The organism is Streptomyces sp. NPDC000880 (genome assembly GCF_053599675.1).
Window position 1 is genome coordinate 14,173 of the sequence record NZ_JBSFMS010000007.1, and the last position, 25,753, is coordinate 39,925.

Below are 25,753 nucleotides of genomic sequence, written 5' to 3' on the forward strand. Positions count from 1 at the left end.
CGTATCAAGGATATCCGGCCATATCCAGCGGCTTTGTGCCCCCGTACGAGGGTGGATCACCCTCGTACGGGGGCACACCGTGTGGTGAGGCACATATGCGAGAGAATGGCGGCATGGAGATGCCGAGGAATGAACGGTCGCAGGAGAGCCCCCACGTTCTTGTCGTGGGGCAGGACGGGATGGCACTCGGCGGCGGTGGCGGTGGCAGTGACGACGAGTCGCGCGAGGTCCCGGTGACGGAAATGGTGGAACAGCCTGCCAAGGTCATGCGTATCGGCAGCATGATCAAGCAGCTGTTGGAGGAAGTCAGAGCGGCACCTCTGGACGAGGCGAGCCGGGTCCGTCTCAAGGAGATCCACGCCAGCTCGGTCAAGGAGCTGGAGGACGGCCTCGCCCCCGAACTCGTCGAGGAACTCGAACGCCTCTCGCTCCCCTTCACCGACGAGGCAATCCCCTCCGAGGCCGAACTGCGGATTGCGCAGGCCCAGTTGGTGGGCTGGCTGGAGGGCCTGTTCCACGGAATCCAGACGGCCCTGTTCGCGCAGCAAATGGCCGCCCGCGCCCAACTCGAACAGATGCGCAGAGCGCTCCCCCCGGGAGCCCCGCACGAGGACGACGAGGGCGGCCAGCACGGGGCGATCCGCTCCGGGCCGTATTTGTAGGGGCGCGGAGGTACGGCGTACCCCACGGGGGTACGCCGTACCGTACCCCGCTGGGGGTACGGCGTACCCCCAGCGCCGGGCGGCCAGTTTCGCGACGGTACTGACAGCCCCAGCCGCCAGGGCGGGCGGGGGTCACACGTCCGCGCCACCACTCTCAGCGCACGCCGCCAGGGCGGGCGCGGGCCCCCGTCGGCAGCCTCGAGCGTGCCCCCGCCGCCAGGGCGGACGGGGCCCGAGGCCCGCGCCCGGCACCCCCTCGAGCATGGCCCGCGACGGCAGGCAGGCAGGGTCAGACCCGCAGCGAGATCCCCAACTGCTCCGACAAGGCGGGCGAGGGGGCATTCGCCGCCACCCTTCAACGTGGCCGCGCCGCCAGACTCAGCCCGAGCCGGCAGGGCGGGCCGGGCCGAAGCCCGCGCCGGCGTCCTTAAGGCGTGGCCCGCACCGTGCGGCGAAGCCTGCACGGTAAGCCGGGCGTGGGGCACGTGGTGTCCCCCACGTTCAGGGGGTGTCCCCCACGTTCAGGGGGCGGAGACTGCGGCGAAGCCGGCACGGCAGCCGGGGCGGCAGCCGGGGCGTGGGGCACGCAGTGCCCCCACTTTCAAGGGCGGGCGGTGGGACAACCAACCCGCACCCTGGACCCCCGCCGCGCACCGCACCGCAGCCCGCACGTCAACCGCGGGTGCGCTCAGCCCCCCGCAGGCGCCACCAGCAGCACCTTGCCGACATTCTCCCCGGACTCCAGCACTCGATGCCCCTCCCCCGCATCCGCCATCCCCACCTTCCGGTCCACGACCGCCCGCACCCGGCCCCCCTCGATCAACGGCCACACATGCTCCCGCACCGCCGCCACGATCGCCGCCTTCTCGCCCAGCGGCCGCCCCCGCAGCGACGTCGCCGTCACCGCCGCCCGCTTCCCCAGCAGCGCCGCCAGGTTCAGCTCACCCTTGACGCCGCCCTGCAGCCCGATCACGGCCAGCCGGCCGTTGACCGCCAGCGCCCGCACATTTCGGTCCAGATACTTCGCGCCGACGATGTCGAGGATGACGTCCGCCCCCGCCCCCTCCGTCGCCTTCCTGAGCTCCTCCACGAAGTCCTGCTCGCGGTAGTCGATCAGGATGTCCGCGCCCAACTCCGCGCACCGCGCCAGCTTCTCGGGCCCGCCCGCCGTCACGGCCACCCGCGCACCCACCGCCTTGGCGAGCTGGATCGCCATCGTGCCGATCCCGCTCGCACCCCCGTGCACCAGCAACGTTTCACCCGGCCGCAGGTGCGCGATCATGAAGACGTTCGACCACACCGTCGCGGTCACCTCCGGCAGCGCCGCCGCCGTGACCAGGTCCAGCCCCTCCGGCACCGGCAGCAGCTGCCCCGCCGGCACGGCGACCTTCTCCGCGTAACCGCCGCCGGACAGTAGCGCGCACACCTCGTCGCCCACGGCCCACCCGGAGACACCCCGCCCCAGGGCGACGATGCGCCCCGCGCATTCGAGGCCGGGGTACGGCGACGCCCCAGGCGGCGGGTCGTAGAAACCCTGCCGCTGCAGCAGATCGGCGCGGTTCACGGCGCTCGCCACGACATCGACGAGGACCTCCCCCTCGCCGGGTACGGGATCGGGCACCTCGGCCCACACAAGCGCCTCGGGGCCGCCAGGTTCGGGAATCGTGATCGCATACATGGCCGCGAGGCTACTCCGGAGCGGCCCTATTCAGGGCGGTTGAGGGATGCATCTTCCTCGGCGCGCACGATAGTGATGAGGCGGTCCGTCAACTGCAATGGACTGGCCGCAGGATCGTCGTATCCGATCAGCCGGTGCCCCCGCAGCACGCACACCACCAGGTCGTCCGTCTCCCGCACGCTACGCCCCACCTCGGCCTTTATCACTGGCCGCTCGATGAGATCGAGCCCGCTGCCCTGCTGGATCAGGTCCTCCATCACCGTCCCCGCGCTGGGGCTGAGCACGGACAGACCCAGCAGCCGCCCCGCCGCGCTGGCGCTGGTGATCACCGCGTCGGCGCCGGACTGGCGCAGCAGCGGCGCGTTCTCCTCCTCGCGCACCGCGGCGACGATCTTCGCTCCACGGTTGAGCTGCCGCGCGGTCAGCGTGACCAGCACCGCCGTGTCGTCGCGCTGCGTCGCGATGACGATCTGACGCGCTCTTTGCACCTCGGCGCGGATCAGCACATCGCTGCGGGTCGCATCGCCGACCACTCCCACAAAGCCCTCGGCGTTCGCGGTTTCGATCACTGTGCTGCTGGGGTCTACGACAATGATCTGTGCTTTCTCCAGGCCCGTGGCGGTCAGCGTCTGGATCGCGGACCGGCCCTTGGTGCCGAAGCCGACGACGACGGTGTGATCACGCAAGCGAAGCCTCCAGCGGTTCAGCCGCCACTCATCCCGGGTTCTCTCCGTGAGGACCTCGAGAGTGGTGCCGACCAGGATGATCAGAAAGAGCACGCGCAGCGGCGTCACGAGCAGCACATTGGTGAGCCGTGCCCCGGCGCTGTGCGGGACGATGTCGCCGTATCCCGTGGTGGAGAGGGTGACCGTCGCGTAGTAGACGGAGTCGAGGAAGTCGACGGATTCGTCAGCGTTGTCGTGGTAGCCGTCTCGGTCGACCCAGACGAGCAGCACCGTCAGAGAGAGCACCGCCAGAGCCATCAGCAGGCGTTTGCCGACCTGGAGCAGCGGGCGCTCGACGACGCGGCGGGGGAGTTTCACCCGGCTGGTGACCAGTTGCTCGTCGGCTTGCCTGGCCATGGCGTCATGGCCGGGAAGTTTCACGTGAAACGCCCTTCCTCGGCGAGCGAGGGTGTCCAAGACGTCCACGGCAGATCGAGGACCTCCAACTCGTCACCGGCCTGTGCCCCGCCCGGCGGCACGACGGCGAGTCCATCAGCAGCGGCGATACCACGCAGCATGGCCGGCCCGTTGTAGTGCAGCGGCGCAAGGCGGTCGGCGCGGTGCACGAACGGCACAAGGCGGGTGTCGTACGGATGCCCGTGCACCTCATCACGTACGGGCGCGCGATACGGGACGGGCGCCGGGCGGCCCGCGAGTCCACGCAGCAGCGGCTCGGCAAGCGTGAGGAGCCCGGAGACCGCGGCCAGGGGATTGCCGGGCAGACCCACCAGGTGCCTGACCGGGAGGTCGCCGTCCGCGGCGAGCCGGGCCAGCAGCATCGGATGGCCGGGGCGTACGGCGACGCCGTCGACCAGCAACTCGGCGCCCGCCTTCCGCAGGACCGGGTGGACATGGTCGACCGGGCCCGCGGCCGTACCGCCGGTGGTGAGGATGAGATCCGCATCGGAGGTGGTGACGGCACGGTGGAGGGCCTCGGAGTCGTCACCGAGGCGGCGTGTGGCAACGACATCGACGCCGAGGGCGCACAGCCAGGGACCGACCATCGGCCCGAGGGCGTCGCGGATGAGGCCCTCGTGGGGGAGTCCGGCAGTGAGCAGCTCATCGCCGAGGACCAGGACTTCGACGCGCGGCCGGGCAACGGTGAGCAGTTCGTCGTAGCCGGCAGCCGCGGCGAGGCCGAGCACTGCGGGGGTCACCAGGGAGGCGGCGGGCAGGAGTTGGTCGCCCACGCGGCACTCCTGGCCTCGCTGGCGGATGTCCTGACCGGGGATCACCTCGCGCTCGGCGTACAGCTGGCGCTTGTCCGCGTCGGTACGGGCATGCTCGCTGCGAATTACCGCTGTGACCTCGGGCGGGATACGGGCACCGGTGGCAATCCGTACCGCAGCCCCGTCGGGCAGCGGCGGGGCTGCGCCCTGCCCCGCGAGAATCGAGCCGCCCACCTGAATGGTCCATGGCCCGGGGCCCGCGACGACCCAGCCGTCCATGGCGGAGGTGTCGAAGGAGGGCAGATCGCAGAGCGCGGCAAGCGGCTCCGCGAGCACCTGCCCGAGGGCCTGATCAAGGGGCACACGCTGAGTACGGGGTGGGGCGGAGCGCCCGATGCGCGCGGCGAGCGCGCGGGCATCGGGCCAGGCAGTCGCCCGGTGCCGAGCTGTCGGGGGACCGCCGCCCGGGGCGTGGGCGGGCTCTTGGCGCGTCTGGCCGACCAGCGCGAGGGCCTCCTCCACGCCGTCCGACTCGGTCTCGTCGCTCCCGCTGAGAGGGGCACCGGTCACATCTGATCCGTCCGCCGCGTCGAAGTCGTGGTCCCGACCGTTCATCCGGCGTCGGCCTGGTCCTGCTCGCCGGGCTTGGCGGGCTTTCCGGGCTTTCCGGGCTTGCCGGGCTTGCCGGGCTTGCCGGGGCCCGCTTCCGGGGTGGCTTGTTCGGCCTCCTCCGCCCAGCGCGCGGCGAGCGCGGCCGCTTTACGGGCGGCCTCCGCGACCGCCGCCGGGCCGCCGCCGCCTGCCTGGGCCGCCGCGTACCCCACCAGGAACGTGGTGAGCGGCGCCGCGGGGCGGGCAACGCCGTGCGCGGCATCCCGGGCGAGGTCGAGCAGGACGCCTGTGTCGACGTCGAGTTCGATCCCGAGTTCGTTCTTGACTGCGGTGATCCATTCGTCCAGCACGTTCCCATGCTCCCGTATCCGGGCCCGGGCTGCGGAGACGTCCTCCCAGGTGTCGCAGTCGAAGGAGGCGAGCGGCTCCGAGTCGATCCGGGCGAGGTCAAGTTCTTGCGTCAGCAGACGCAGTGGCAGGCCGGTAAGACTTCCGTACTCGGTGGCGAGGAGAGCGAGTTCACGTCGCAGTGGTTCGGTGCGGTACGCGGCCACGAGCGGCTGGTCGCGGCCGCCCGCATCGGTGAGCACCGCCGCCTCACGCCCGCTGGTGCCGAGCGTGCCGATCAGCTGCCGCACCGTCCGCTCCCCCAGGAACGGCAAATCGGCCGAGAGCACGAGAACAGCCTGCGCCTCGACCTGCCGCACCCCCGCGTCCAGCGCGGCCAGCGGCCCGCCGCCAGGGGGCTCCTCGCGCGCCCAGACCACCGGGCGCGCGGTGGCCCGGCGCCCCCCGACGACAACGGTGCGTCCCGCGTCGCGGCACACTCCGAGGACACGGTCGAGCAGGGCCCGCCCGCCCACACTCACCGACGGCTTGTCGACCCCGCCCAGCCGCTTCGCGGCACCTCCGGCGAGCACTATGGCGTCATACGCGGTCATGCCTGAAGTATGGGCCGCGATCGCGTGGGCGGGGAGCCCCGAGTGGATCTCTCTTGCACCGAGGGATCTCTTCTGCAGACCTTCTCGTGGACTTTTTCTTGCGCTGTCGGCCTACAGGCCGCGCAGCAGCACCGCCGGATGCTCGACACAGTCGGCGACATAGCGCAGGAATCCGCCCGCCGCGCCGCCGTCGCACACCCGGTGGTCGAAGGTGAGCGAGAGCTGAACGACCTGGCGGACGGCCAGTTCGCCGTGGTGCACCCACGGCTTCGGCACGATCCGGCCGACCCCGAGCATCGCCGCCTCCGGGTGGTTGATGATCGGCGTGGAGCCGTCGACGCCGAACACGCCGTAGTTGTTCAGGGTGAACGTCCCTCCCGTCAGATCCGCCGGAGTCAGCGTCCCCTGTCTGGCCGCCTCCGTCAGCCGTCCGAACTCCGCGCTCAGCGACTCGGCCGAACGGCGGTGCGCATCCCGTACTACGGGGACGACCAGGCCCCGCTCGGTCTGCGCCGCGAACCCGAGATGCACCTCGGGCAGGCGCACGATCTCCCTGGCTTCCATGTCCACTGTGGAGTTGAGCTCCGGGTGGCGGGAGAGGGCGGCCGTGCAGATCCGGGCGAGCAGTGCCAGGAGCGAGATCTTCGGACCGCCCGCAGCGTTCATCGAGGCCCGCGCGGCCATCAACTCGGTCGCGTCCGCGTCGACCCAGCAGGTGGCGTCAGGTATCTCACGCCGGCTGCGGGACAACTTGTCGGCCACGACTCCGCGTACGCCGCGCAGCGGTATCCGCTCACCGCGCGACGCGGCGGAGGCCGGGGCTGCGGCGACAACGTGCTCGGGCGCGGCAGGTGCCTCGGCGGCCCGCATCGCGGACTCGACGTCGACCCGCAGGATCAGGCCGTCAGGCCCGGACCCCGTCAACTTACGCAGATCGAGACCGTGTTCACGGGCGAGTCGGCGGACGAGCGGCGATATTACGGGCACGGGCCCGCCCCGCGCCGTGTTCTCGACCGCCACCGCGCGCACAGCCCGCGACTCGGGCTCCCCAGCCTCAGCCGGGGCCGCCGCCGTCTGCGAAGGACCCGCAGCCGGTGCCGGAGCCGGGACCACGGCGGGAACATCCGCGGCGGGCGCGGCAGGCCGGATCCGGCGACGGCGGGCGGCAGGCGCCCCCGTCCCATAGCCCACGAGAACGTTGCCGGACGACTCGTTCGAGGACCCCGACGAGCCCAAGGAGCCCGCAGAGCCAGTGGCACCGGACTCCACCGCCCCCACCGCAACCGTCAACAGTGGTGCACCGACCGGCAGTTCCGCGCCCTCCTCGCCGAAGCGCGCGGTCACCACGCCCCCGTACGGGCACGGCACCTCCACCATCGCCTTGGCCGTCTCCACCTCGACGACCGGCTGGTCGATCGCGACGACATCACCCACCGACACAAGCCAGCGCACGATCTCGGCCTCGGTCAGCCCCTCCCCGAGGTCCGGGAGCTTGAATTCCAGCACCTGAGCCATCAGCTTCCCGCCTCCCACTGCAGCCGCGCCACGGCGTCCAGCACGCGGTCCACTCCGGGCAGATGGTGCCGCTCCAGCATCGGCGGCGGATAGGGAATGTCGAACCCGGCCACCCGCAGCACCGGTGCCTGAAGATGGTGGAAGCAGCGCTCCGTCACTCGCGCCGCGATCTCCCCGCCCGGCCCTCCGAAGCCCGTCGACTCATGGACGACGACCGCCCGTCCCGTACGCCGCACGGACGCGCAGACCGTCTCGTCGTCGAAGGGCACCAGCGAGCGCAGATCGACGACTTCCAGGTCCCAGCCCTCGGCCGCGGCGGCCTCCGCCGCCTCCATGCAGACCGGCACGGTGGGCCCGTATGTGATCAGCGTGGCACTGCGCCCCGGGCGCCTGACCACGGCCCGGCCTATCGGCTCGACCGCCGTCGGCGCCTGTGGCGACCACGCTGCCTTCGACCAGTACAGCCGCTTCGGTTCCAGGAAGACCACGGGATCGTCGGAGGCGATCGCGGCCCGCAGCAGCCCGTACGCGTCGTCGACCGTGGCCGGCGTGACGACATGGAGCCCCGGAGTCGCCATGTAGTACGCCTCTGACGAGTCGCTGTGGTGCTCCACGCCGCCGATTCCGCCGCCGTACGGCACGCGCACGGTGATCGGCAGCGGCATCCCGCCCCGCGTTCGGTTCCGCATCCGCGCCACATGGCTGATCAGCTGCTCGAACGCCGGATACGCGAAGGCGTCGAACTGCATCTCGACGACCGGCCGCAGCCCGTACATCGCCATGCCGACGGCCGTGCCGAGGATGCCCGCCTCGGCGAGCGGCGTGTCCGTACAGCGGTCCTCGCCGAACTCCTTGGTGAGCCCGTCCGTGACCCGGAAGACCCCGCCGAGCGTGCCGACGTCCTCCCCCAGCACGTGAACGGCCGGGTCCGCGGCCATCGCGTCGCGCATCGCGCGCTGCAATGCCTGTGCCATGGATGCGGGCTTCACCGCGGCCGTGGTCATCGTGCCTCTCCCTCCGCGTCCAGCTCGGCCCGCAGCTGCGCCGCCTGCTCCCGCAGCTGACTGGTCTGCTCGGCGTAGACATGCGCGAACAGGTCCATCGGGTCGAGCACCGGGTCGGCGTTCATCCGCTCGCGCAGATCCGCGGCCATCGTCTCGGCCGCGTCTGCCGCCGCCCGTTTGCCGTCCTCGTCGAGCAGTCCTCGCTCCGTCAACTCCCGCTCCAGCAGCCGGATCGGATCGTGCGCACGCCAGGCCTCGACCTCGCCCTCGCCTCGGTAGCGCGTCGCGTCGTCAGCGTTCGTATGGGCTTCGATCCGGTACGTCACTGCCTCGATCAGCGTCGGACCGCCACCGCGCCTGGCTCGCGCGACGGCCTCGCCGAGCACCTCGTGCACCGCGGCCGCGTCATTCCCGTCGACGAGTCGGCCCGGCATGCCGTACCCCACGGCCTTGTGGGCGAGCGACGGCGCGGCCGTCTGCTTGGCCAGCGGCACCGAGATCGCGAAGCCGTTGTTCTGCACGAGGAAGACGACCGGGGCCTGCCAGACCGCGGCGAAGTTCAGCGCCTCGTGGAAGTCGCCCTCACTGGTGCCGCCGTCGCCGACCATGGCGAGCGCGACGACATCGTCCCCCTTGAGCCTGGCGGCGTGTGCCAGGCCCACGGCGTGCGGCAGCTGGGTGGCAAGCGGGGTGCACAACGGCGCTATGCGGTGCTCACGCGGGTCGTAGCCAGTGTGCCAGTCGCCGCGCAGCAGGGTCAGGGCCTGCACGGGGTCGAGGCCGCGCGCCACGGCCGCGAGAGTGTCGCGGTAGCTGGGAAAGAGCCAGTCCCGCTCCTCCAGCACCAGTGCCGCCGCCACCTCGCACGCCTCCTGCCCGGTGCTCGACGGGTAGACGGCGAGTCGGCCCTGCTTGGTCAGGGCCGTGGCCTGGGCGTTGTACCTGCGGCCGCGTACCAGCTGCGAGTACAGCCGCAGCAGCAACTCGGGGTCGGCCCCGGCTGCTGCGTCCGTGCCGAGCACGCGGTACGGCTCAGGGTCCGGGAGCAGTGGTGCGGGGTCGGTACGGGGCTTCCACGCCGGGGGCGGGGTGGGCCGGTAGGCGGCGGCACCGGGCAGCTCCTGAACCGTCATGCTGCTCTTTCTCAACGCGAGCACCTCCTCGTGGGAGCGACGACGAAGCGGCCCGAGCGTGGCGCGCCTCACCTACCGATTGTTCGGTCGTGGACGCATTTTGGCTACAGGCACCCTCAGCCTGTGGACAAACGGTTCTCCACAGCCTGGGATAGAGACAGGTCGTCCATGCTAGGAAGGCGGGGGGATATGGCAGCTGAACAAATGGCCGAGGGCGGGGACCGGGCGGAGCAGACCCCTCTGCCGCGCCCGCTCGACGCCATCGACCGAGACATCCTGCGCATCCTGCAGACGGACGGTCGCGCCTCGATACGTTCCGTGGCCGAGCGGGTCCATGTATCCCGCGCCAATGCGTACGCCCGGATCAACCGGCTCATCGACGACGGCGTGATCCGCGGTTTCAGTGCTCGTGTGAACCATGAACGCTCAGGTCAGGGCGCATCCGCCTACATCACGCTCAAGATCGTGCAGAACTCCTGGCGCACGGTGCGCGAGCAACTGCAGGCCCTGCCCGGAGCTGCCCACATCGCACTGGTCAGCGGCGATTTCGACGTACTGCTGCTGGTGCACACACCGGACAACCGCACCCTGCGCGAGCTCGTCCTGACCAGGCTCCAATCGATCCCGGAGGTACTGTCCACCCGCACGCTGCTGGTCTTCGAGGAGACGGATCTCGACCCAGGGCCGGGGCAGGGTCCGATTCCGCCGCCCTCTCCGGACGCCGAACCGCTGTAGCAGCCCCCGGCAGCGGGAGGAGACGCCGACAGCTCCAGGAGTCTCTAGGAGTCCGTGCGCAGGCCGTCGAAGGCGAGCCTGACGACCGCCTCGGCGACCTGGTCGCCGTCGTAGCCGCCGCCCGGGTGCGGCCGGTACCACTCGACCAGGGAGTTCACCATGCCGAAGAGCAGCCGGGTGGCCAGCCGGATGTCCATGTCCGCGCGGAGATCGCCGTCCGCCGCGGCAGCCTTCAGCAGATCGGCGACCCGCTGGTCGAACTCCCGGCGCCGCTCCATGGCCCACCGCTCGGTCTTGGTGTTGCCCCGTACGCGCAGCAGCAGCGTCACATAGGGCAGCTCGGCCATCAGCACCTCGACGGTGCGCCGGGTGACGTACTCGACCCGCTCGATGGCCCGCCCGCGGACGGCTCCCGGCTCGTCGAGGATCGCGAAGAGCGCGTCGAGCGCCCGGCTGACGGCGCGGCGCAGCAGCTCCTCCTTGCCCGCCACATGGTGGTAGATCGAGGACTTGGAGATGCCGGCGGCCTTGGACAGATGCTCCATGGAGGTGCCGTCGTAGCCGCGCTCGTTGAAGATCCGTACGGCGACGGTCAGCAGGGTCTCGGGGGTGTACGTATCGCGCTTGGCGGTGGTCATGAGGCGTCCTCGCGGGAGGTCGCGTACGACCACTGATGGAGCGCTGGGGACCGCGCGTAGCGTCCGGTGGGCACACTCTCATGGAGATTGCCGAGCAGTTCCCACGCCCAATCGCGCCCCAGGCTGTCGTTCCATTCGATGGGCCCCAGAGGGTAGTTGACCCCCAGGCGCATCGCCGTGTCGATGTCCTCCTTGGTCGCGACCCCCTTGGCGACCGCGTCGAGCGCCAGGTCCCCGAGCATCGCGACGGTACGGGCGACGATCATGCCCGGTACGTCACCGATGACACTGACCTGCTTGCCGAGCGCCTGGAAGAGGCCGGTCGCCTGCCCGAGCGTCTCGTCCCCGGCGTCGTCGGCGGCGGACAGGGCGATCCGGGTGGCGGCCCGGTAGTCGAGTGCCAGGTCGAAGTAGACGACATCGCGGAATTCAACGGATGTCTGGCCGTCGGCGAGCACCAGCTGACCGCCGCTGGGCAGCACCAGCCGCGTTCCCTTGTCCTCGTCCTTCTGCCGCACCTCGATGCCCGCTTCCCGGATCATCGCGATCAGCTCTCCGGCCGGCTCCAGATCACCCTCGACCACGACGTACTCAGGGGCCTCCTGAGGCTCCGCAGTGTGCGGTACGGGCTTCGGCGCACCTTCGGCGTACGAGAACCAGCCGTGGCCGGACTTCCGGCCGAGGCGGCGCGACTCGACGAGACGGCGCTGCGCTAGGGAAGGGAGGAACTTGGGGCTGTGGAAGAAGGACTGCCAGACGGAGCGGGTGACTGCCTCGTTGACGTCCTGGCCGATCAGATCGGTGAGCTCGAAGGGGCCCATTTTGAAGCCGCCGGATTCCCTGAGGACGGCGTCGATGGTGGCGGGATCGGTGCCGTGTTCCTCATACACCGCGAGGGCCTCGGCGTAGAAGGGCCGGGCTATGCGGTTGACGATGAAGCCGGGCAGGTCGGCGCAGCGCACCGGGGTCTTGCCCCAGGCGGCGGCCGTCGCCCACGCGCGCGTGGCGGTCGCCTCGTCGGTGGCGTGGCCGCTGACGACCTCGACGAGGGGGAGCAGGGGCGCCGGGTTGAAGAAGTGCAGCCCGACGAAACGGCCGGGGTGCCTCAGGGCGCCCGCGACGGCCGTGACGGAGAGGGAGGAGGTGTTGGTGGCGAGCAGGCAGTCGTCGGCGACGATCTCCTCCAGCGCCGTGAACAGCTCCTGCTTGACCGCCAGTTGCTCGAGAACCGCCTCGACGACGAGCGCGGCATCGGCCAGCTCGGCGAGGTTCGCCGCCGGGTGCAGACGGGCCCGTGCCGCGTCGCGCTCGGCGGCGTCCATCCGGCCCTTCTCGACCAGCCGGTCGAGGCGCGCGCCGATGGCGTCCGCGGCTTCGCCGGCCCGTCCGGGAAGGGCGTCGTAGAGGCGTACGGGATGGCCTGCGGCGAGGGCGACCTGGGCGATGCCCTGTCCCATGGTGCCGGTGCCGACCACGGCGACGGTACGGCTCTGATCGATGGCGGTCATGGAGCGATCCTCCCCGATGAGTTATCCACAGGCTTGACAGGCCCCCTTGTACCGACCGATCGTTCGGTTACTCTAACTCTGTCATTCCTTCCCTGCCCAGCTCGACGAGGAGTTGGTCCTTCATGCAGCTGACCGAGACCCACCGGCCGACGCTCGACCAGGCCCTCGACGTCATCCGCACACGCGCCTACTGGTCCCCGCATCCCGAGCACCCCAAGGCGTACGGCGAGAGCGCGCCGGCCGACGGACTCGCGGCGTTCGAGGCCCTCCGCGGCACCCGCTTCGAGCTGGACCAGCCGGGCACGGACGGCTGGACAGGCACCGAAGTCTCGCCGTACGGCCCGGAGTTGGGTATCGAGTATCCCCACCCCGACATCGACGTCCTGCTGCCCGCGATGCGCGCGGGCATGGCCGCCTGGCGCGAGGCCGGTCCGGAGATTCGGGCCCTGGTCTGCCTGGAGATCCTTTCGAGGATCAGCGCCCGCACCCATGAATTCGCGCACGCGGTGATGCACACCAGCGGGCAGGCCTTCATGATGGCGTTCCAGGCGGGCGGCCCGCACGCCCAGGACCGCGGCCTGGAGGCCGTGGCGTATGCCTACGAGGAGCAGACCCGCACGCCCGCGGCCGCCGACTGGTCCAAGCCGCAGGGCAAGCGTGACCCTCTGGAGCTGCGGAAGACCTTCACCACGGCGGGACGCGGCATCTCCCTGCTGATCGGCTGCAACACCTTCCCCACGTGGAACGGCTACCCGGGGCTGTTCGCCTCCCTGGCCACCGGCAACCCTGTGCTGGTCAAGCCGCACCCCCGCGCGGTACTGCCCCTCGCGCTCACGGTGCGGGTCGCCCGCGAGGTGCTGACCGAGGCGGGCTTCGACCCGAACCTGGTCTGCCTGGCCGCCGAGCGACCGGGCGAGGGCATCGCCAAGACCCTCGCGGTACGCCCAGAGATCAAGATCATCGACTACACGGGTTCCACCAGCTTCGGCGACTGGCTGGAGGCCAACGCCCGGCAGGCGCAGGTCTACACCGAGAAGGCCGGCGTCAACACCGTCGTCGTCGACTCCACGGACAACTACAAGGGGATGCTGTCCAACCTGGCCTTCTCGCTGTCCCTGTACAGCGGCCAGATGTGCACCACCCCGCAGAACCTCCTCATCCCGAGGGACGGCATCACGACTGACGCCGGCCCCAAGTCGTACGACGAGGTGGTCACCGACCTTGCGGCCTCGGTGGGCGGCCTGCTCGGCGACGACGCCCGGGCGAACGCCCTGCTGGGCGCACTGGTCAACCCGGATGTGAAGGCACGCCTGGACGGTGCCGCCGGGCTGGGCGAAGTGGCCCTGCCCTCTCGGAAGATCGCCAACCCGGAATTCCCGGATGCTGTCGTCCGCACGCCAGTGATCGTCAAGCTCGACGGCGCGCGGAAATTCTGGGAAGGGGCCGACGCTGAGGCGGCGTATCTGTCGGAGTTCTTCGGCCCGGTGTCTTTCGCAGTCGCCGTGGATTCCACGGCGGACGCGCTGGAGCTGCTGCGGCGCACGGTCCGCGACAAGGGCGCGATGACGGTCGGCGCGTACACCACGTCGGCGGAGGCGGAGCGCGCGATCGAGGACGTCTGTCTGGACGAGTCGGCGCAGCTCTCCCTGAACCTGACGGGCGGGGTGTACGTCAACCAGACGGCGGCGTTCTCCGACTTCCACGGCTCGGGCGGCAACCCGGCCGCGAATGCCGCGCTGTGCGACGGGGCGTTCGTCTCGAACCGCTTCCGGGTGGTGGAGGTCCGCCGCCAGGCGTGAGACTTCGGCGATCTGCGCGTGCGTGCCGACGGCGAGGACCATGCTGTCGGCACGCACGCGGGGTCCGCCCTACAGCCGCGCTGTCGCTCACGGGTGAGGGATTTCCGCGTACCGCTGCACCCACGCGTGCATGGCGATCGCCGCCGCCGCGCCCGCGTTGATCGAGCGCGTCGAGCCGAACTGCGCGATCGAGCACACCGTCGTCGCGTGCTTGCGCGCCTCCTCCGTCAGCCCGGGGCCCTCCTGCCCGAAGAGCAGTACGCAGCGCCGCGGCAGCTCGGTACGCTCCAGCGGCACCGCTCCCGGCAGGTTGTCGATGCCGATGATCGGCAGATCCTCCGCCGCTGCCCACGCCGTCAGCGAGGCCGTGTCCGGGTGGTGGCGCACATGCTGGTACCGATCGGTAACCATTGCCCCGCGGCGGTTCCAGCGCCGTCGGCCCACGATGTGGATCTCCTTCGCCAGGAAGGCGTTGGCGGTACGGACCACCGACCCGATGTTGAAGTCGTGCCCCCAGTTCTCCACGGCCACATGAAACCCGTGCCGCCGTGTGTCCAGGTCGGCGACGATCGCCTCACGCGTCCAGTACCTGTAGTGGTCGGCCACATTGCGGCGGTCGCCCTCGGCCAGCAGCTGGGGGTCGTACCGCGCGTCCTGCGGCCACGGCAGCGGATGCGGCCCGACGCCGACCTCGGGACGGTAGGCGTCGTCGTACTGAATCGGTTCTTCGGTGGTACTCACCCGACGAGCGTACGGGGCTGGTCCGGGCTGTCCCGCCGCTGCTCCAGCCGCCCCGCGGCCTCCGTGCGCGAGAACAGCCGGTCCCGCCCGCGTGCCACCCGCCCGCCGAGCCAGACCAGGAAGGCGGTGGGCAGGAAGACCGCATCGGCGGCGATCATCGCGAGTGAGAAGAAGGGCAGCCCGAGCAGTACGGCGATGGCCGCGTGCTCCAGCATCATGGCGACCAGCAGGACGTTCTTGACGCGCCGGTTGAAGAGCGTGAACGGGAAGGCGACCTGCACGATGACCGTGCCGTACGTCAGCCCCATCACCATCACGCCGCCGGAGGCGAGGAGGTCGGAGAGGGCCGGCCAGGGCGTGAAGTAATCGAGCTTGAGCGGGTAGTAGAGCGCGGTGCCGTCCTGCCAGCGGGAGCCCTGGATCTTGTACCAGCCAGCGGTGGCGTAGATCAGACAGACCTCGGCCATGATCACGACGAGAGCGGCATTGTGCGCAAGGTTGGCGAGAACGTCCAGCAAGGTCCGCAGCTCGCTGCACGGCGCGTATCGGCTCACCACCCACCACAGCCCCAGCCCCACCCAGAGCACCCCGACAAAAAGCAGTACGAGCCAGCCGGTCTGGTTCAGGAACGTGGCGGTGATCAGGGCGAGTCCCAGCACCGCCCAGAGCACGGGGCCGATCCGGTCGCGGGACGGCCCGCCCGGTACCCCCTCCGGCATCCCCTGTGCGCCCGGTACGGCCGCCACCCCCGGCACCGCTCGCGCCGCGCGCCGCGCGTCCAGGGACCAGACCTGCCCGCAGCGCGTCAGGACCAGGTAGATCGCCATCAGATGGATGACGTTGTCGCCGCCGTCGCCCATGAAGATGGAGCGATTCTGCAGCGAGAGCACGCCGATCATGAAGAGCACGGACATGGTGCGGGTACGCCAGCCGAGTATCAGAAGCACGCTGGACAGCACGGCGAGGCCGTACACGACCTCGAACCAAAGAGTGGTGTCCGACCACATGAGTGCGGTGAAGGCGTCATTGCCCGCTATGAGCTGCCGCGCCATGTCCCAGCTCCACGGCCCGTTGGGGCCGTACATCTCATGGCGATTGGGCAGCTCGCGCAGCAGGAAGAGCAGCCAGGTGGCGGCGAAGCCGATCCGGACGACGGCGCTCTGGTACGGACCGAGGGCCGTGGAGGTGATGCGCTGGAAAGCCCGCGCGATCCTGCGGTCGGCGGTGTCGTTCACATGCCCGCCTCCGTCCGGCCATTGCTGACGCCCTCGGGCAGATCCGCGGCGGTAACCATCCACCAGGGCAGGACCCGGTAGGCGGGGCGGGTGTCGATCTTCTCGTCGCTCCACTCCGGAGCCTTGACCGAGCGGGTCGAGGACCTGAGCTGGATGCGCTCGACCGGGCCACCCAGGTCGTGCGCGTCAAGGCGCATCATCACAATCCTGCGGACATAGCTCTCGGAGAGCTGGCCGCGCACGCCGTTCGCGCGGTTCTCGTTGTCGTGGGAGTTGAGGTAGAAGTCCCACGCACGGCGCAGCTCGTTCTGCTGCACATGGCTGGGGAGGAGATTGCCGCGGATCGCCTCGCCGTCCTCGGCGGTGAGATCGATCCAGTCGGTGGTCTTGCGGCTGGAGTCGGGGGCCGTGAACTCGACCTTCACCTGCACGGCGACGTTCTGCTGGAGCGGGTTGGGGGCGAAGAGCTTCCAGTTCTGCTCGAACTCGGGGTAGACCCAGCCGTCGACCGCCTTGCCGTACTCCTTGGTGACGGTGTTGGACGGGGCGACGTGCAGAAACACCATGGCCAGGTGGACGCAGGCCAGTGCGCCGATGATCGCGAGCGAGACGGCGGCGGCGAACTGGTAAGGGAGGGACAGCGCCGCCATGCCGCGGACGGGGACGGGGACGGGGACGGGGACGGGCTCGGAGGCCTCGAGGGGCGCGACCGGCGGAAACTGGTGCTGGCCCTCGGACTCGGGCCGCGGCTCGGTCCGGGAGGCGGGGGCGGGCGCGCCCTGGGCCGGGAGCTGAGCCTTGGGCTGGGATTCGGGCTGCGTACGGGCCTTGGGGACGCGGCCGGGCCGCGGCTCGGAGCTCAGGCCCCTGGCACCGTTGACGTCCTCGTCCTCGTAGGAGTCCATCCCGCCCCGATCCCCATCGGTCCACCTCAGTTATCCACAGGGTTGACACCCTACGGGCCGTCGACCCACCATTGAAGTCAATGAACCGAACGATCGGTCGGTAGGGAGCCCGGATGACGGCAGTGACTGCGGATACGTACGAGGCGGTTTTCGACGCCGCCGTGGCCGCGGACGAGCGCATCGAGCCGCGCGACTGGATGCCCGACGCCTACCGGGCCACGCTCGTCCGCCAAATGGCGCAGCACGCCCACTCCGAGATCATCGGGATGCAGCCGGAGGCGAACTGGATCACGCGGGCGCCCTCGCTGCGACGCAAGGCGATCCTGATGGCCAAGGTCCAGGACGAGGCGGGCCACGGGCTGTATCTGTACAGCGCCGCCGAGACCCTGGGCACCAGCCGCGAGGAGCTGCTCGGCAAGCTCCACGCCGGCCGCCAGAGGTACTCATCGATCTTCAACTACCCGACGCTGACCTGGGCCGATGTCGGGGCGATCGGCTGGCTGGTGGACGGCGCGGCAATCACCAACCAGGTACCGCTCTGCCGCTGCTCCTACGGTCCGTACGCTCGCGCGATGGTCCGGATCTGCAAGGAGGAGTCCTTCCACCAGCGCCAGGGGTACGAGCTGCTGCTCACCCTCTCCCGGGGGACGCCGGCCCAGCACGAGATGGCGCAGGACGCGGTGAACCGCTGGTGGTGGCCGTCGCTGATGATGTTCGGTCCGCCGGACGACGAGTCGGCACACTCGGCGCAGTCCATGGCCTGGAAGATCAAGCGGCACTCCAATGACGAGCTGCGCCAGCGCTTCGTGGACATCTGCGTCCCACAGGCCGAAACCCTCGGACTCACGCTCCCGGACCCCGATCTGCGATGGAACGAGCAGCGGGGCCACCACGACTTCGGCGCGATCGACTGGGCCGAGTTCCAGGACGTCCTCAAGGGCAACGGCCCCTGCAACGAACAGCGGATCACGCAGCGCCGCCGGGCCCACGAAGAAGGGGCCTGGGTCCGGGATGCGGCTGCGGCGTACGCCACGAAGCATCAGGCACAGCACGCGAAGCCCGGGGAGGCGACGGCATGAGCAGCTCGACCGACTGGCCGCTGTGGGAGGTCTTCGTGCGATCGCGCCGCGGGCTGTCCCACACCCACGCGGGGAGCCTGCACGCCCCGGACGCGGAGATGGCCCTGCGCAACGCCCGCGACCTGTACACCCGGCGGAACGAAGGCGTGTCGATCTGGGTGGTCCCCTCCACGGCGATCACCGCGTCCTCGCCCGACGAGAAGGACTCGTTCTTCGAGCCGGCCGGCGACAAGCCCTACCGTCACCCGACCTTCTACGAGATCCCGGAAGGGGTGAAGCACCTGTGACCGCGACGGCCAATGCCGCGGCAATCGCCCTCGGCGACGATGCGCTGGTGCTCTCGCACCGGCTGGGGGAGTGGGCGGGCCATGCGCCCGTCCTGGAGGAGGAGGTCGCCCTCACGAATATCGCGCTGGACCTGCTGGGACAGGCGCGGGTGCTGCTCTCCCTCGTCGGGGACGAGGACGAGCTGGCGTATCTGCGCGAGGAGCGGGCGTTCCGCAATCTCCAGCTGGTCGAGCAGCCAAACGGCGACTTCGCCCACACCATCGTCCGCCAGCTCTACTTCTCCCTCTATCAGCGACTGCTGTACGCGCAGCTGGCGGCGGGGAACGGCGAGTTCGCCGGGCTCGCGGCCAAGGCGGTCAAGGAGGTGGCGTACCACCAGGACCACGCCGAGCACTGGACCGAGCGGCTCGGCGACGGCACGGCCGAGAGCCATGAGCGGATGCAGCGGGCGTGCGACGCGCTGTGGCGGTTCACCGGCGAGATGTTCCAGCCGGTCGAAGGGCTGGACGTCGACTGGCAGGCGCTGGGGGCCAGTTGGCTGGAGGCCGTCACCGCCGTCCTGGAGCGGGCGACGCTGACCATGCCCGCCGGGCCGCGGGCAGGCGGCTGGGCGGCGGGCGCGGGACGGCAGGGTCTGCACACCGAGTCCTTCGGGCGGATGCTGGCGGAGACGCAGCATCTGCACCGCAGCCACCCGGGGGCGTCATGGTGACCGACGTGACTGACATGCGTGACGTGCCGGGCGGGACCGCCGTAACCGTTGGTGACACCTCCGTGGCCACCGGCGAGAGCGGGCCCGTACGTGAGACGCGGCTGGAGGCGGAGCTGCGCATGCTCGCCGGCTCCGTGCCCGACCCTGAGCTGCCGGTGCTGACGCTGGAGGAGCTCGGCGTGCTTCGCGGGGTTCAGATCCTCGCGCCCGGCAGGGTCGAGGTGCAGCTGACCCCGACCTACACCGGCTGCCCGGCGATCGAGGCCATGGCCTCGGACATCGAGCAGGTACTGCACGACCATGGGATACCGGACGTCTCGGTAGTTAAGGTCCTCTCCCCGGCCTGGTCGACGGACGACATCAGCGCGGAAGGACGGCGCAAGCTCGCCGAGTTCGGGATAGCCCCGCCCCGCCCGCACGCGGCGGAGGGGCCGGTGCCGCTCACGCTCTCCGTACGCTGCCCGAACTGCGGCTCCACCGATACCGAACTGCTGAGCAGGTTCTCCTCCAGCGCCTGCAAGGCACTGCGACGCTGCGTCAGCTGCCGCGAACCCTTCGACCACTTCAAGGAGTTGTAGATGTTCCATCCGCTCCGGGTCAGCGAGGTCGAACAACTCACGGACGACTCGGTGGCCGTCACCTTCGAGGTGCCTCCCGAGCTGCGTGAGACCTTCCGCCACACCCCCGGCCAGCACCTGGCCCTGCGCCGGCTGGTGGACGGCGAGGAGATCCGCCGTACGTACTCGATCTGTGCCCCGGCCGCCCCGGCCGACGGTGATCCGGTACTGCGCGTGGGTATCCGGCTGGTCGACGGCGGCGAGTTCTCGTCGTTCGCGCTCAAGGAGCTCGGCGTCGGCGACGCCGTCGAGGTGATGCCACCGATGGGCCGCTTCCTCCTCGCGCCGCGCCCTGGTTACTTCGCGGCGGTCGTCGGCGGCAGCGGCATCACCCCGGTGCTGTCGATGGCGGCGACTCTGCTGGCGCAGGAGCCGGAGGCCCGGTTCTGTCTGATACGCAGCGACCGCACCGCGGCGTCGACGATGTTCCTGGACGAGGTCGCCGACCTCAAGGACCGCTTCCCGGACCGTTTTCAGCTGGTCACCGCGCTCTCCCGGGAGGAACAGCAGTCGGGTCTGCCGTCCGGACGGCTGGACCAGGAGCGGCTGACCGGGCTGCTGCCCGCCCTGCTTCCGGTGGCCGAGGTGGACGGCTGGTTCCTGTGTGGTCCCTTCGGCCTGGTCCAGGCCGCCGAGCGCGCGCTGCGCGGGCTCGGGGTGCACCGGAGCCGTATCCACGAGGAGATCTTCCATGTCGACGACGGCTCGGCGCCCGGCCCAGCGCCGGTCACCGCGCCGGCCCACGCCGAACTGACCGCGACCCTGGACGGCCGTTCCGGCAAGTGGCCGGTGCGGGAAGGCGAGTCACTGCTGGAGACCGTACTGCGGAGCCGCTCGGACGCACCGTACGCGTGCAAGGGCGGGGTCTGCGGTACCTGCCGGGCCTTCCTGGTCTCGGGCGAGGTGCGCATGAACCGCAACTTCGCGCTGGAGGCGGAGGAGACCGAGGCGGGCTATGTCCTGGCCTGCCAGTCCCATCCGGCCACACCGGAAGTGGAGTTGGACTTCGACCGCTGAACCGGCCCCCGGGGGGCGCCGCCCACGCTGTGTTCTTTTTCAAGAACCTGTTCTATCTTGATGGTCCGTCAGATAAGGATTCAGGGCAGCACCGGTGGTGGGAGGACAGGGCAGTGGACTTCACCTTCACCGAGGAGCAGCAGGCGGCGGTCGAGGCCGCGAAGGCGGCCTTCTCGGGCGTCGCGCCCGACGGAGTGCCGAGCCCCGCGCTCACCCCGGGCGCGGGTATCGATCTGCGCGCGATGGAAGCGACTGGCCTCGGAGGGCGTACGCCGCGTCGTCCAGACCGCGCAGCATCTCCACGGCGGCTTCGGCGCCGACACCGACTACCCGCTGCACCGCTACCACGCCTGGGCCAAGCAGCTCGAGCTCTCACTCGGCCCGGCCGCGGCCCATGAGGAGGCCCTGGGCGACCTGCTGGCCGCCTACCCCCTCGGCTAACGGCTCAGCGGCTCAGCAGCCGCTCCAAGCCACCCGGCCCCCTGGCCCGGTGTCTCAGAGGACGAACGCCGGGTTGCCGGTGTCGGTGACCATGGGACGGCCGGCGCCGTCCCAGGCGAGCATGCCGCCTTCGATGTTCACCGCGTCGATGCCCTGCTGCACCAGGTACTGGGTCACCTGCGCGGACCGACCGCCGACCCGGCACATCACATATGCCCGGCCCCCGTCGGCCACGGCCTCGGTCACCTCACCGAAGCGGGCCACGAAGTCGCTCATCGGGACATGCAGCGCGCCCTCGACGTGCCCGGCCGCCCACTCGTCGTCCTCCCGAACGTCCAGTACCAGGCCATCGGACGGTACCGCCGCGGCGTCCACCGAGGGCAGCGGGGCGAAATTCATGGGTCATGCCTTCTTTCGTGCATCTCGCACATCTCATACATCTCGAACATACGCGGCAGGTTCCCGGCCCCTGAGGACCTCAGGAAACCTACTGCACCAGTCCGGACAGTTCCTTCTCACGCTCGGCGACCTGCACGAGCAATTGCTCGGCAATCTCCTCCAGCAGTCGGTCCGGGTCCTCGGGCGCCATCTTCAGCATCGCGCCGATCGCGCTCTCCTCCAGCTCCTGCGCGACCGCGGTCAGCAGCTCCTTGCGCCGCGACAGCCACTCGAGCCGGGCGTAGAGCTCCTCGCTCTCGCTGAGCGGCTGTGCGGCGGGCTCAGGCCCGGCCGCCCACTCCTCGGCCAGCTCCCGCAGCCGCGTCGCGTCGCCGAGCCCGTACGCGGCGTTCACGCGCGCGATGAACTCGTCGCGCCGTGTCCGCTCCTCCTCGTCCTGCGCCAGGTCCGGGTGCGCCTTGCGGGCCAGCTCGCGGTAGAGCTTGCGTGCCTCCTCACTGGGACGCACCCGCTTCGGCGCCCGCACCGGCTGGTCGTTGAGCATCGCGGCGGCCTCGGGGGAGAGGCCCTCGGAGTCCATCCAGTCGTGGAACAACTCGTCGACACCGGGCATCGGCATCACCATTGCCCGCGCCTCCTGCGCCTTGCGCAGATCCTCCGGGTCGCCGCTACGGGCGGCCCGGGCCTCCGCGATCTGCGCGTCCAGCTCGTCCAGGCGCGCGTACATCGGGCCGAGCTTCTGGTGGTGCAGCCGGGAGAAGTTCTCCACCTCCACCCGGAACGTCTCCAACGCGATCTCAAACTCGATCAGCGCCTGCTCAGCCGCGCACACCGCCTTCTCCAGCCGGGCCTCGGGCCGTGGCTGCGCGTCCTGCTCTTCGTCGTTCCGGGTCGTCGGCCCGCCGGATGCATCCTGGGTCACCCGCCCAGCCTACGGGCGCGGCGAAGCACCCCGTCACACCCCCAGCTCAGCGGCTATCCGCCCGCTCTTGATCGCTGCCAGCAGCTCCGCGTGGTCCGCTTCCGTACGGTCCGCGTACGTCATGGCGAAGCCGGCCACCGCCTCGTCCAACTCCTCCTTCTTCCCGCAGTACCCGGCAAGCAGCCGCGGGTCGGCGCTGTGCGCGTGCGCCCGGGCCAGCAGCGCGCCGGTCATCCGCCCGTAGTCGTCGAGCTGGTCGGGCGCGAGCGCCGCCGGGTCCACGCTTCCCTTGCGGTTCCTGAACTGCCTTACCTGGAAAGGCCGTCCGTCGACCGTCGTCCAGCCGAGCAGAATGTCGCTGACCACCTGCATCCGCTTCTGGCCGAGCACCACCCGGTGCCCCTCGTGCTCCGCCTCCGCCACTTGGAACCCGGCGGCCGGCAGATACGGCAGCAGTGCCGAGGCCCGCGCCTCCTTCACCTGAAGCACCAGTGGGTCGCCCCGGTGGTCGAGCAGCAGCACCACATAGGACCGCGTGCCAACACTCCCTGTCCCCACCACCCGGAACGCCACATCGTGGATCGCGTACCGCGCGAGCAGTGGCAGCCGGTCCACCGACACCGTGCGCAGATACTCCTCAAGTGCCGTGGCGACGGCCGCCGCCTCCGCGTCCGGCACCCGCCGCAGCACCGGCGGCGCGTCCACGAAGCGCCGTCCCCCGTCGCCACACTCCTCCGTCGCCTTGGCGGCGAAGCGCGCACTCGTGTTGTTGCGGGCCTTCTCCGAGACCCGCTCCAGCGTGCCGAGCAGATCGCGCGCGTCCGTGTGGGAGACGAGCTCCTCGTCGGCGATGGCGTTCCACGCGTCCAGCGCGGGCAGCCTGGCCAGCAGTCGCATGGTGCGCCGGTACGCGCCCACCGCGTCGAACGCGGCCGCCCGGCAGACAGTTTCGTCCGCGCCCGCCACCCGCCCGGCCAGCACCAGCGAGACGGCGAGCCGCTTGACATCCCATTCCCACGGGCCGACGACGGTCTCGTCGAAGTCGTTCAGGTCGATGACGAGGCGGCCGCGCGCATCGCCGTACAGCCCGAAGTTCGCCGCGTGCGCATCGCCGCAGATCTGCGCGCTCACCCCGGTGACCGGAGTGCCCACCAGGTCGTGGGCCATCAACCCCGCCGAGCCGCGCATAAATGCGAACGGCGAGGCGGCCATCCGGCCCACCCGTATCGGCGTGAGCTCGGGCACCCGGTCGCGGCTGGACTCCTCGACGGCCTCGACCGCGTCGGGCCGCGCCACCGCGAGCACCAGCGAGTCGTGCGAGGCCCGCGGCACCCGGTCCCGCAGCGCCTTCCCCACCTCTTTCAGCGACCGGTCCGCAGCGCCGGGCGCTGCCTGCCCCGGACGCCGTGCGAAGCCCGGCACCACCGGAATGCGCTCCCCGCACGTCGCCCCTGCCCCGACCCCGACCTGCTGCACCGGCATCACCGTCTCAGCCTCGCCCATGACGCGCAGCCTTCCCCGTCGTCGTATGACTTCAACATCAACTGCCAACGACCGTACCGCCGCTGCCCGGCAACCGCCTCCCCCTGTGGATAACGTTGCGCAACTCCGCCGCCTGCAAGGATCAAGCACCCAGCCCCGGCACCTGAGCCTCCGCCCGAGCCGGTAGCCCCGCTCACAGGGGTCCTATTCGCCCTTCGCCAGATACGTGTCGGCCCACAGCGCCAGTTCCTTGAGCGCGGGCTCCATCGCCGCCCCGGCCTCGGTCAGCCGGTACGCGACACGCAGCGGCGGCCCCGCGTCGACCTCTCGCACGACCAGCCCCGCCGCCCCCAGCTCGGTCAGCCGGTCCGAGAGCATGCGCTCGCTGATGCCTGGGATGGCCCGCCGCAGCTCCGCGAAGTGCACCGCGCGCTGCATCAGCACCGAGACGATCGGCCCGGTCCAGCGCTTGCCGAGCAGCTCGAAGACGCGCGTAATGCCCCTATCGACCCTCTTGCACGTCTCGTCGCTGTGTTCCGCCATGCCTCCAAAGTACTGCGCTAACCCCATGAACTTACGATGAGTAAGCACCTATGCTTTCCATAGGTGCATACGGAATTTCAGCAAGTTCCACCCCCCTCATGAAGGACCTCATGGTCACGCTGCTGCACCTCGACTCCGCCGTCTCCCTCGGCGCTGAGGTCGACTCATCGCCCCCGAGCTGGCGATGGCACGCTCCCAGTCCGAGACGGCGGAGCTGTTCCGCTCGCCGACGCCTCCCGGGCATGGCCCTGGCTGCCCGTCTCGCCGCCTGACCACAGGTGCCGCGCGCCCAGCGCACACGACATGCGAACGCCCGCGGAGGCTCCACCTCCGCGGGCGTTTCACGTGAAACAGTCAACGCGGATGTTCCACGTGACTCGTCAACCCGTCAGGGCGCCCACAGCCCGCAGGACGCCCCCACGCTCAAAGCCCGCCGGCCCCCACGCAGCCCGCTCACACCGGCCCGCACACTCAAAGGGCCCCGGGCCCTTTGCTCACAGCCCCGCCAGGCTGCCCGCCGCATACAGGCCCCACGCCCCCCGCTCATCACCCACCGTCCAACCCGGCGTCCCGCGCCAGCAGTGCCGCCTGCACCCGGTTCTCACACTCCAGCTTCGCCAGGATGCGGCTCACATACGTGTTCACCGTGGCCTCGCTCATATGCAGCCGCCTCCCGGCGTCCGCGTTGGACAGCCCATCCTCGAGCAGCGCCAGCACCTCTCGCTCGCGCACGCTCAGCCCGGGAACACCGGCAGGCGGTCTCGATGCTGTCCCCCAACCTCCGAGGACATCAGCACCAGGCACTTGGAGCCCGGGGGCTCCTTCGGGCCCATGCCGCTCAGCCCGGTCGTCGTGATCGTGTCCCCGCTCGGCAGCCGGTCGCGCACCTCTTCCTCGGGCGCCCCGATCTCCACCTGAACGAGCCCCTCGATACCGGCCGTCCCACGCGCGACCCGCCCCGACTCGTCAACCGGCGCCGGCCCCTCGACCCCGTCCCGCAGAATGCCGACGACCTCACGCAGCCCATGCATCGCGCTCACCGAAGCGTCCCGCAGCACCCCGACCGCCTCCCGCTGCCGCGGCGTCAGCTCGGGATCCACCTCCAGCGCGCCCGTGTGCACGGAGATCGGCGCCAACTGGTGACCGAGGCTGTCGTGCATGTCCTGGGCGATCCGCTGGCGCTCACGCAGCCGCGCCTGCCCCGCCACCATCGCGCGCTCGCGCAACAGCTGGACGTTGCGCTGCTGCAGGGC

The 25,753-nt window shown here is 70.5% G+C and carries 25 protein-coding genes and 2 pseudogenes; 9 read left to right on the forward strand and 18 right to left on the reverse strand.

Annotated elements, in window-relative coordinates:
• The first annotated feature begins 113 nt into the window (after positions 1-113).
• Complete coding sequence (locus tag ACWDO5_RS03840; protein ID WP_450528110.1) at positions 114-662, forward strand: bacterial proteasome activator family protein; 549 nt, start codon at positions 114-116, stop codon at positions 660-662.
• 688 nt (positions 663-1,350) lie between these two features.
• Here the strand turns inward: ACWDO5_RS03840 and ACWDO5_RS03845 are convergent.
• The 7 genes from ACWDO5_RS03845 to pdhA all read right to left on the reverse strand — a co-directional run bounded on the left by ACWDO5_RS03845 (position 1,351) and on the right by pdhA (position 9,439).
• Positions 1,351-2,340, reverse strand: a complete 990-nt coding sequence (locus tag ACWDO5_RS03845; protein WP_450528112.1) for an NAD(P)H-quinone oxidoreductase — start codon at positions 2,338-2,340, stop codon at positions 1,351-1,353.
• A gap of 26 nt (positions 2,341-2,366) precedes the next feature.
• Positions 2,367-3,446: a potassium channel family protein gene (locus ACWDO5_RS03850; protein WP_450528114.1), complete on the reverse strand. Its 1,080-nt coding sequence runs from the start codon at positions 3,444-3,446 to the stop codon at positions 2,367-2,369.
• Complete coding sequence (locus tag ACWDO5_RS03855; RefSeq protein WP_450528115.1) at positions 3,443-4,849, reverse strand: molybdopterin molybdotransferase MoeA; 1,407 nt, start codon at positions 4,847-4,849, stop codon at positions 3,443-3,445. Before ACWDO5_RS03855 ends, ACWDO5_RS03850 begins: the two co-directional genes overlap by 4 nt.
• Positions 4,846-5,787, reverse strand: coding sequence for an NTP transferase domain-containing protein (locus ACWDO5_RS03860; RefSeq protein WP_450528117.1), 942 nt, complete (start codon positions 5,785-5,787; stop codon positions 4,846-4,848). Before ACWDO5_RS03860 ends, ACWDO5_RS03855 begins: the two co-directional genes overlap by 4 nt.
• Before the next feature lie 111 nt (positions 5,788-5,898).
• Positions 5,899-7,302, reverse strand: a complete 1,404-nt coding sequence (locus ACWDO5_RS03865; RefSeq protein ID WP_450528118.1) for a dihydrolipoamide acetyltransferase family protein — start codon at positions 7,300-7,302, stop codon at positions 5,899-5,901.
• Entirely contained in the window at positions 7,302-8,306 is a 1,005-nt protein-coding gene (locus ACWDO5_RS03870; protein ID WP_450528120.1) for an alpha-ketoacid dehydrogenase subunit beta, read from the reverse strand. Before ACWDO5_RS03870 ends, ACWDO5_RS03865 begins: the two co-directional genes overlap by 1 nt.
• Complete coding sequence (gene pdhA, locus ACWDO5_RS03875; RefSeq protein WP_450528121.1) at positions 8,303-9,439, reverse strand: pyruvate dehydrogenase (acetyl-transferring) E1 component subunit alpha; 1,137 nt, start codon at positions 9,437-9,439, stop codon at positions 8,303-8,305. Before pdhA ends, ACWDO5_RS03870 begins: the two co-directional genes overlap by 4 nt.
• Before the next feature lie 204 nt (positions 9,440-9,643).
• On the opposite strand from pdhA, the gene ACWDO5_RS03880 reads away from it, so the two are divergent.
• Entirely contained in the window at positions 9,644-10,174 is a 531-nt protein-coding gene (locus ACWDO5_RS03880) for an Lrp/AsnC family transcriptional regulator (protein WP_450528225.1), read from the forward strand.
• Positions 10,175-10,218: 44 nt separating this feature from the next.
• Here ACWDO5_RS03880 and ACWDO5_RS03885 read toward each other — a convergent pair whose 3' ends face one another.
• Together ACWDO5_RS03885 and ACWDO5_RS03890 are read right to left on the reverse strand one after the other, a co-directional pair.
• Positions 10,219-10,812: a TetR/AcrR family transcriptional regulator gene (locus tag ACWDO5_RS03885; RefSeq protein WP_450528123.1), complete on the reverse strand. Its 594-nt coding sequence runs from the start codon at positions 10,810-10,812 to the stop codon at positions 10,219-10,221.
• Positions 10,809-12,320, reverse strand: a complete 1,512-nt coding sequence (locus ACWDO5_RS03890) for a 3-hydroxyacyl-CoA dehydrogenase (RefSeq protein ID WP_450528124.1) — start codon at positions 12,318-12,320, stop codon at positions 10,809-10,811. The genes ACWDO5_RS03885 and ACWDO5_RS03890 overlap by 4 nt, the downstream gene beginning before the upstream one ends.
• 122 nt (positions 12,321-12,442) lie before the next feature.
• Here ACWDO5_RS03890 and paaN point away from each other — a divergent pair, with 122 nt between their 5' ends.
• The gene (paaN, locus tag ACWDO5_RS03895; RefSeq protein WP_450528126.1) at positions 12,443-14,119 is read left to right on the forward strand and encodes a phenylacetic acid degradation protein PaaN; all 1,677 of its coding nucleotides are present in this window, start codon (positions 12,443-12,445) and stop codon (positions 14,117-14,119) included.
• A gap of 87 nt (positions 14,120-14,206) precedes the next feature.
• Here paaN and ACWDO5_RS03900 read toward each other — a convergent pair whose 3' ends face one another.
• Genes ACWDO5_RS03900 through ACWDO5_RS03910 form a run of 3 tightly spaced genes read right to left on the reverse strand, consistent with a single transcriptional unit; the run spans position 14,207 to position 17,000 of the window.
• Positions 14,207-14,860, reverse strand: a complete 654-nt coding sequence (locus tag ACWDO5_RS03900; protein WP_450528128.1) for a TrmH family RNA methyltransferase — start codon at positions 14,858-14,860, stop codon at positions 14,207-14,209.
• Positions 14,857-16,095, reverse strand: a complete 1,239-nt coding sequence (locus ACWDO5_RS03905; protein ID WP_450528129.1) for an HTTM domain-containing protein — start codon at positions 16,093-16,095, stop codon at positions 14,857-14,859. Before ACWDO5_RS03905 ends, ACWDO5_RS03900 begins: the two co-directional genes overlap by 4 nt.
• Positions 16,092-17,000, reverse strand: coding sequence for a DUF5819 family protein (locus tag ACWDO5_RS03910; protein ID WP_450528130.1), 909 nt, complete (start codon positions 16,998-17,000; stop codon positions 16,092-16,094). The genes ACWDO5_RS03905 and ACWDO5_RS03910 overlap by 4 nt, the downstream gene beginning before the upstream one ends.
• Before the next feature lie 113 nt (positions 17,001-17,113).
• Between ACWDO5_RS03910 and paaA the strand changes: the two genes are divergently transcribed.
• The 6 genes and pseudogenes from paaA to ACWDO5_RS03940 form a co-directional block, all read left to right on the forward strand.
• Complete coding sequence (paaA, locus tag ACWDO5_RS03915; protein WP_450528132.1) at positions 17,114-18,079, forward strand: 1,2-phenylacetyl-CoA epoxidase subunit PaaA; 966 nt, start codon at positions 17,114-17,116, stop codon at positions 18,077-18,079.
• The gene (gene paaB, locus ACWDO5_RS03920) at positions 18,076-18,366 is read left to right on the forward strand and encodes a 1,2-phenylacetyl-CoA epoxidase subunit PaaB (protein ID WP_254372136.1); all 291 of its coding nucleotides are present in this window, start codon (positions 18,076-18,078) and stop codon (positions 18,364-18,366) included. Before paaA ends, paaB begins: the two co-directional genes overlap by 4 nt.
• Complete coding sequence (paaC, locus tag ACWDO5_RS03925; protein ID WP_450528134.1) at positions 18,363-19,079, forward strand: 1,2-phenylacetyl-CoA epoxidase subunit PaaC; 717 nt, start codon at positions 18,363-18,365, stop codon at positions 19,077-19,079. Before paaB ends, paaC begins: the two co-directional genes overlap by 4 nt.
• 119 nt (positions 19,080-19,198) lie before the next feature.
• The gene (gene paaD / locus ACWDO5_RS03930; RefSeq protein WP_450528227.1) at positions 19,199-19,657 is read left to right on the forward strand and encodes a 1,2-phenylacetyl-CoA epoxidase subunit PaaD; all 459 of its coding nucleotides are present in this window, start codon (positions 19,199-19,201) and stop codon (positions 19,655-19,657) included.
• Entirely contained in the window at positions 19,658-20,713 is a 1,056-nt protein-coding gene (locus tag ACWDO5_RS03935; protein WP_450528136.1) for a 2Fe-2S iron-sulfur cluster-binding protein, read from the forward strand.
• 255 nt (positions 20,714-20,968) lie between these two features.
• Positions 20,969-21,154 (forward strand): annotated as a pseudogene (locus ACWDO5_RS03940) (acyl-CoA dehydrogenase family protein); the annotation flags it as partial.
• Positions 21,155-21,208: 54 nt separating this feature from the next.
• Here ACWDO5_RS03940 and ACWDO5_RS03945 read toward each other — a convergent pair.
• From ACWDO5_RS03945 to ACWDO5_RS03970, 6 genes and pseudogenes are all read right to left on the reverse strand, one after another.
• A complete protein-coding gene (locus tag ACWDO5_RS03945) occupies positions 21,209-21,553 on the reverse strand; it encodes a rhodanese-like domain-containing protein (RefSeq protein ID WP_450528137.1) in 345 nt (114 codons plus the stop codon).
• 88 nt (positions 21,554-21,641) lie between these two features.
• Positions 21,642-22,475, reverse strand: a complete 834-nt coding sequence (locus ACWDO5_RS03950; protein ID WP_450528138.1) for a J domain-containing protein — start codon at positions 22,473-22,475, stop codon at positions 21,642-21,644.
• A 33-nt stretch (positions 22,476-22,508) separates the two neighbouring features.
• Positions 22,509-23,978, reverse strand: coding sequence for a DUF2252 domain-containing protein (locus ACWDO5_RS03955; protein ID WP_450528140.1), 1,470 nt, complete (start codon positions 23,976-23,978; stop codon positions 22,509-22,511).
• Positions 23,979-24,161: 183 nt separating this feature from the next.
• Positions 24,162-24,500 carry a winged helix-turn-helix transcriptional regulator gene (locus ACWDO5_RS03960; protein ID WP_450528141.1) on the reverse strand — a complete coding sequence of 113 codons (339 nt, stop codon included), beginning with the start codon at positions 24,498-24,500 and terminating at the stop codon, positions 24,162-24,164.
• A gap of 546 nt (positions 24,501-25,046) precedes the next feature.
• Positions 25,047-25,247: pseudogene (locus ACWDO5_RS03965) on the reverse strand (response regulator transcription factor); the annotation flags it as partial.
• Positions 25,235-25,711 (reverse strand): histidine kinase dimerization/phosphoacceptor domain-containing protein, encoded by a 477-nt coding sequence (locus ACWDO5_RS03970; RefSeq protein WP_450528228.1) that lies wholly within the window; start codon positions 25,709-25,711, stop codon positions 25,235-25,237. The gene ACWDO5_RS03970 and the pseudogene ACWDO5_RS03965, both read right to left, overlap by 13 nt.
• Positions 25,712-25,753: the final 42 nt, after the last annotated feature.

Coding starts and splice junctions, on each gene's coding strand:
- ACWDO5_RS03840 (WP_450528110.1), top strand. CDS start 114: ATGGAGATGCCGAGGAATGAACGGTCGCAGGAGAGCCCCCACGTTCTT.
- ACWDO5_RS03845 (WP_450528112.1), bottom strand. CDS start 2,340: ATGTATGCGATCACGATTCCCGAACCTGGCGGCCCCGAGGCGCTTGTG.
- ACWDO5_RS03855 (WP_450528115.1), bottom strand. CDS start 4,849: ATGAACGGTCGGGACCACGACTTCGACGCGGCGGACGGATCAGATGTG.
- ACWDO5_RS03860 (WP_450528117.1), bottom strand. CDS start 5,787: ATGACCGCGTATGACGCCATAGTGCTCGCCGGAGGTGCCGCGAAGCGG.
- ACWDO5_RS03865 (WP_450528118.1), bottom strand. CDS start 7,302: ATGGCTCAGGTGCTGGAATTCAAGCTCCCGGACCTCGGGGAGGGGCTG.
- ACWDO5_RS03870 (WP_450528120.1), bottom strand. CDS start 8,306: ATGACCACGGCCGCGGTGAAGCCCGCATCCATGGCACAGGCATTGCAG.
- pdhA (WP_450528121.1), bottom strand. CDS start 9,439: ATGACGGTTCAGGAGCTGCCCGGTGCCGCCGCCTACCGGCCCACCCCG.
- ACWDO5_RS03880 (WP_450528225.1), top strand. CDS start 9,644: ATGGCCGAGGGCGGGGACCGGGCGGAGCAGACCCCTCTGCCGCGCCCG.
- ACWDO5_RS03885 (WP_450528123.1), bottom strand. CDS start 10,812: ATGACCACCGCCAAGCGCGATACGTACACCCCCGAGACCCTGCTGACC.
- ACWDO5_RS03890 (WP_450528124.1), bottom strand. CDS start 12,320: ATGACCGCCATCGATCAGAGCCGTACCGTCGCCGTGGTCGGCACCGGC.
- paaN (WP_450528126.1), top strand. CDS start 12,443: ATGCAGCTGACCGAGACCCACCGGCCGACGCTCGACCAGGCCCTCGAC.
- ACWDO5_RS03910 (WP_450528130.1), bottom strand. CDS start 17,000: ATGGACTCCTACGAGGACGAGGACGTCAACGGTGCCAGGGGCCTGAGC.
- paaA (WP_450528132.1), top strand. CDS start 17,114: ATGACGGCAGTGACTGCGGATACGTACGAGGCGGTTTTCGACGCCGCC.
- paaB (WP_254372136.1), top strand. CDS start 18,076: ATGAGCAGCTCGACCGACTGGCCGCTGTGGGAGGTCTTCGTGCGATCG.
- paaD (WP_450528227.1), top strand. CDS start 19,199: ATGCTCGCCGGCTCCGTGCCCGACCCTGAGCTGCCGGTGCTGACGCTG.
- ACWDO5_RS03935 (WP_450528136.1), top strand. CDS start 19,658: ATGTTCCATCCGCTCCGGGTCAGCGAGGTCGAACAACTCACGGACGAC.
- ACWDO5_RS03945 (WP_450528137.1), bottom strand. CDS start 21,553: ATGAATTTCGCCCCGCTGCCCTCGGTGGACGCCGCGGCGGTACCGTCC.
- ACWDO5_RS03955 (WP_450528140.1), bottom strand. CDS start 23,978: ATGGGCGAGGCTGAGACGGTGATGCCGGTGCAGCAGGTCGGGGTCGGG.
- ACWDO5_RS03960 (WP_450528141.1), bottom strand. CDS start 24,500: ATGGCGGAACACAGCGACGAGACGTGCAAGAGGGTCGATAGGGGCATT.
- ACWDO5_RS03970 (WP_450528228.1), bottom strand. CDS start 25,711: ATGGTGGCGGGGCAGGCGCGGCTGCGTGAGCGCCAGCGGATCGCCCAG.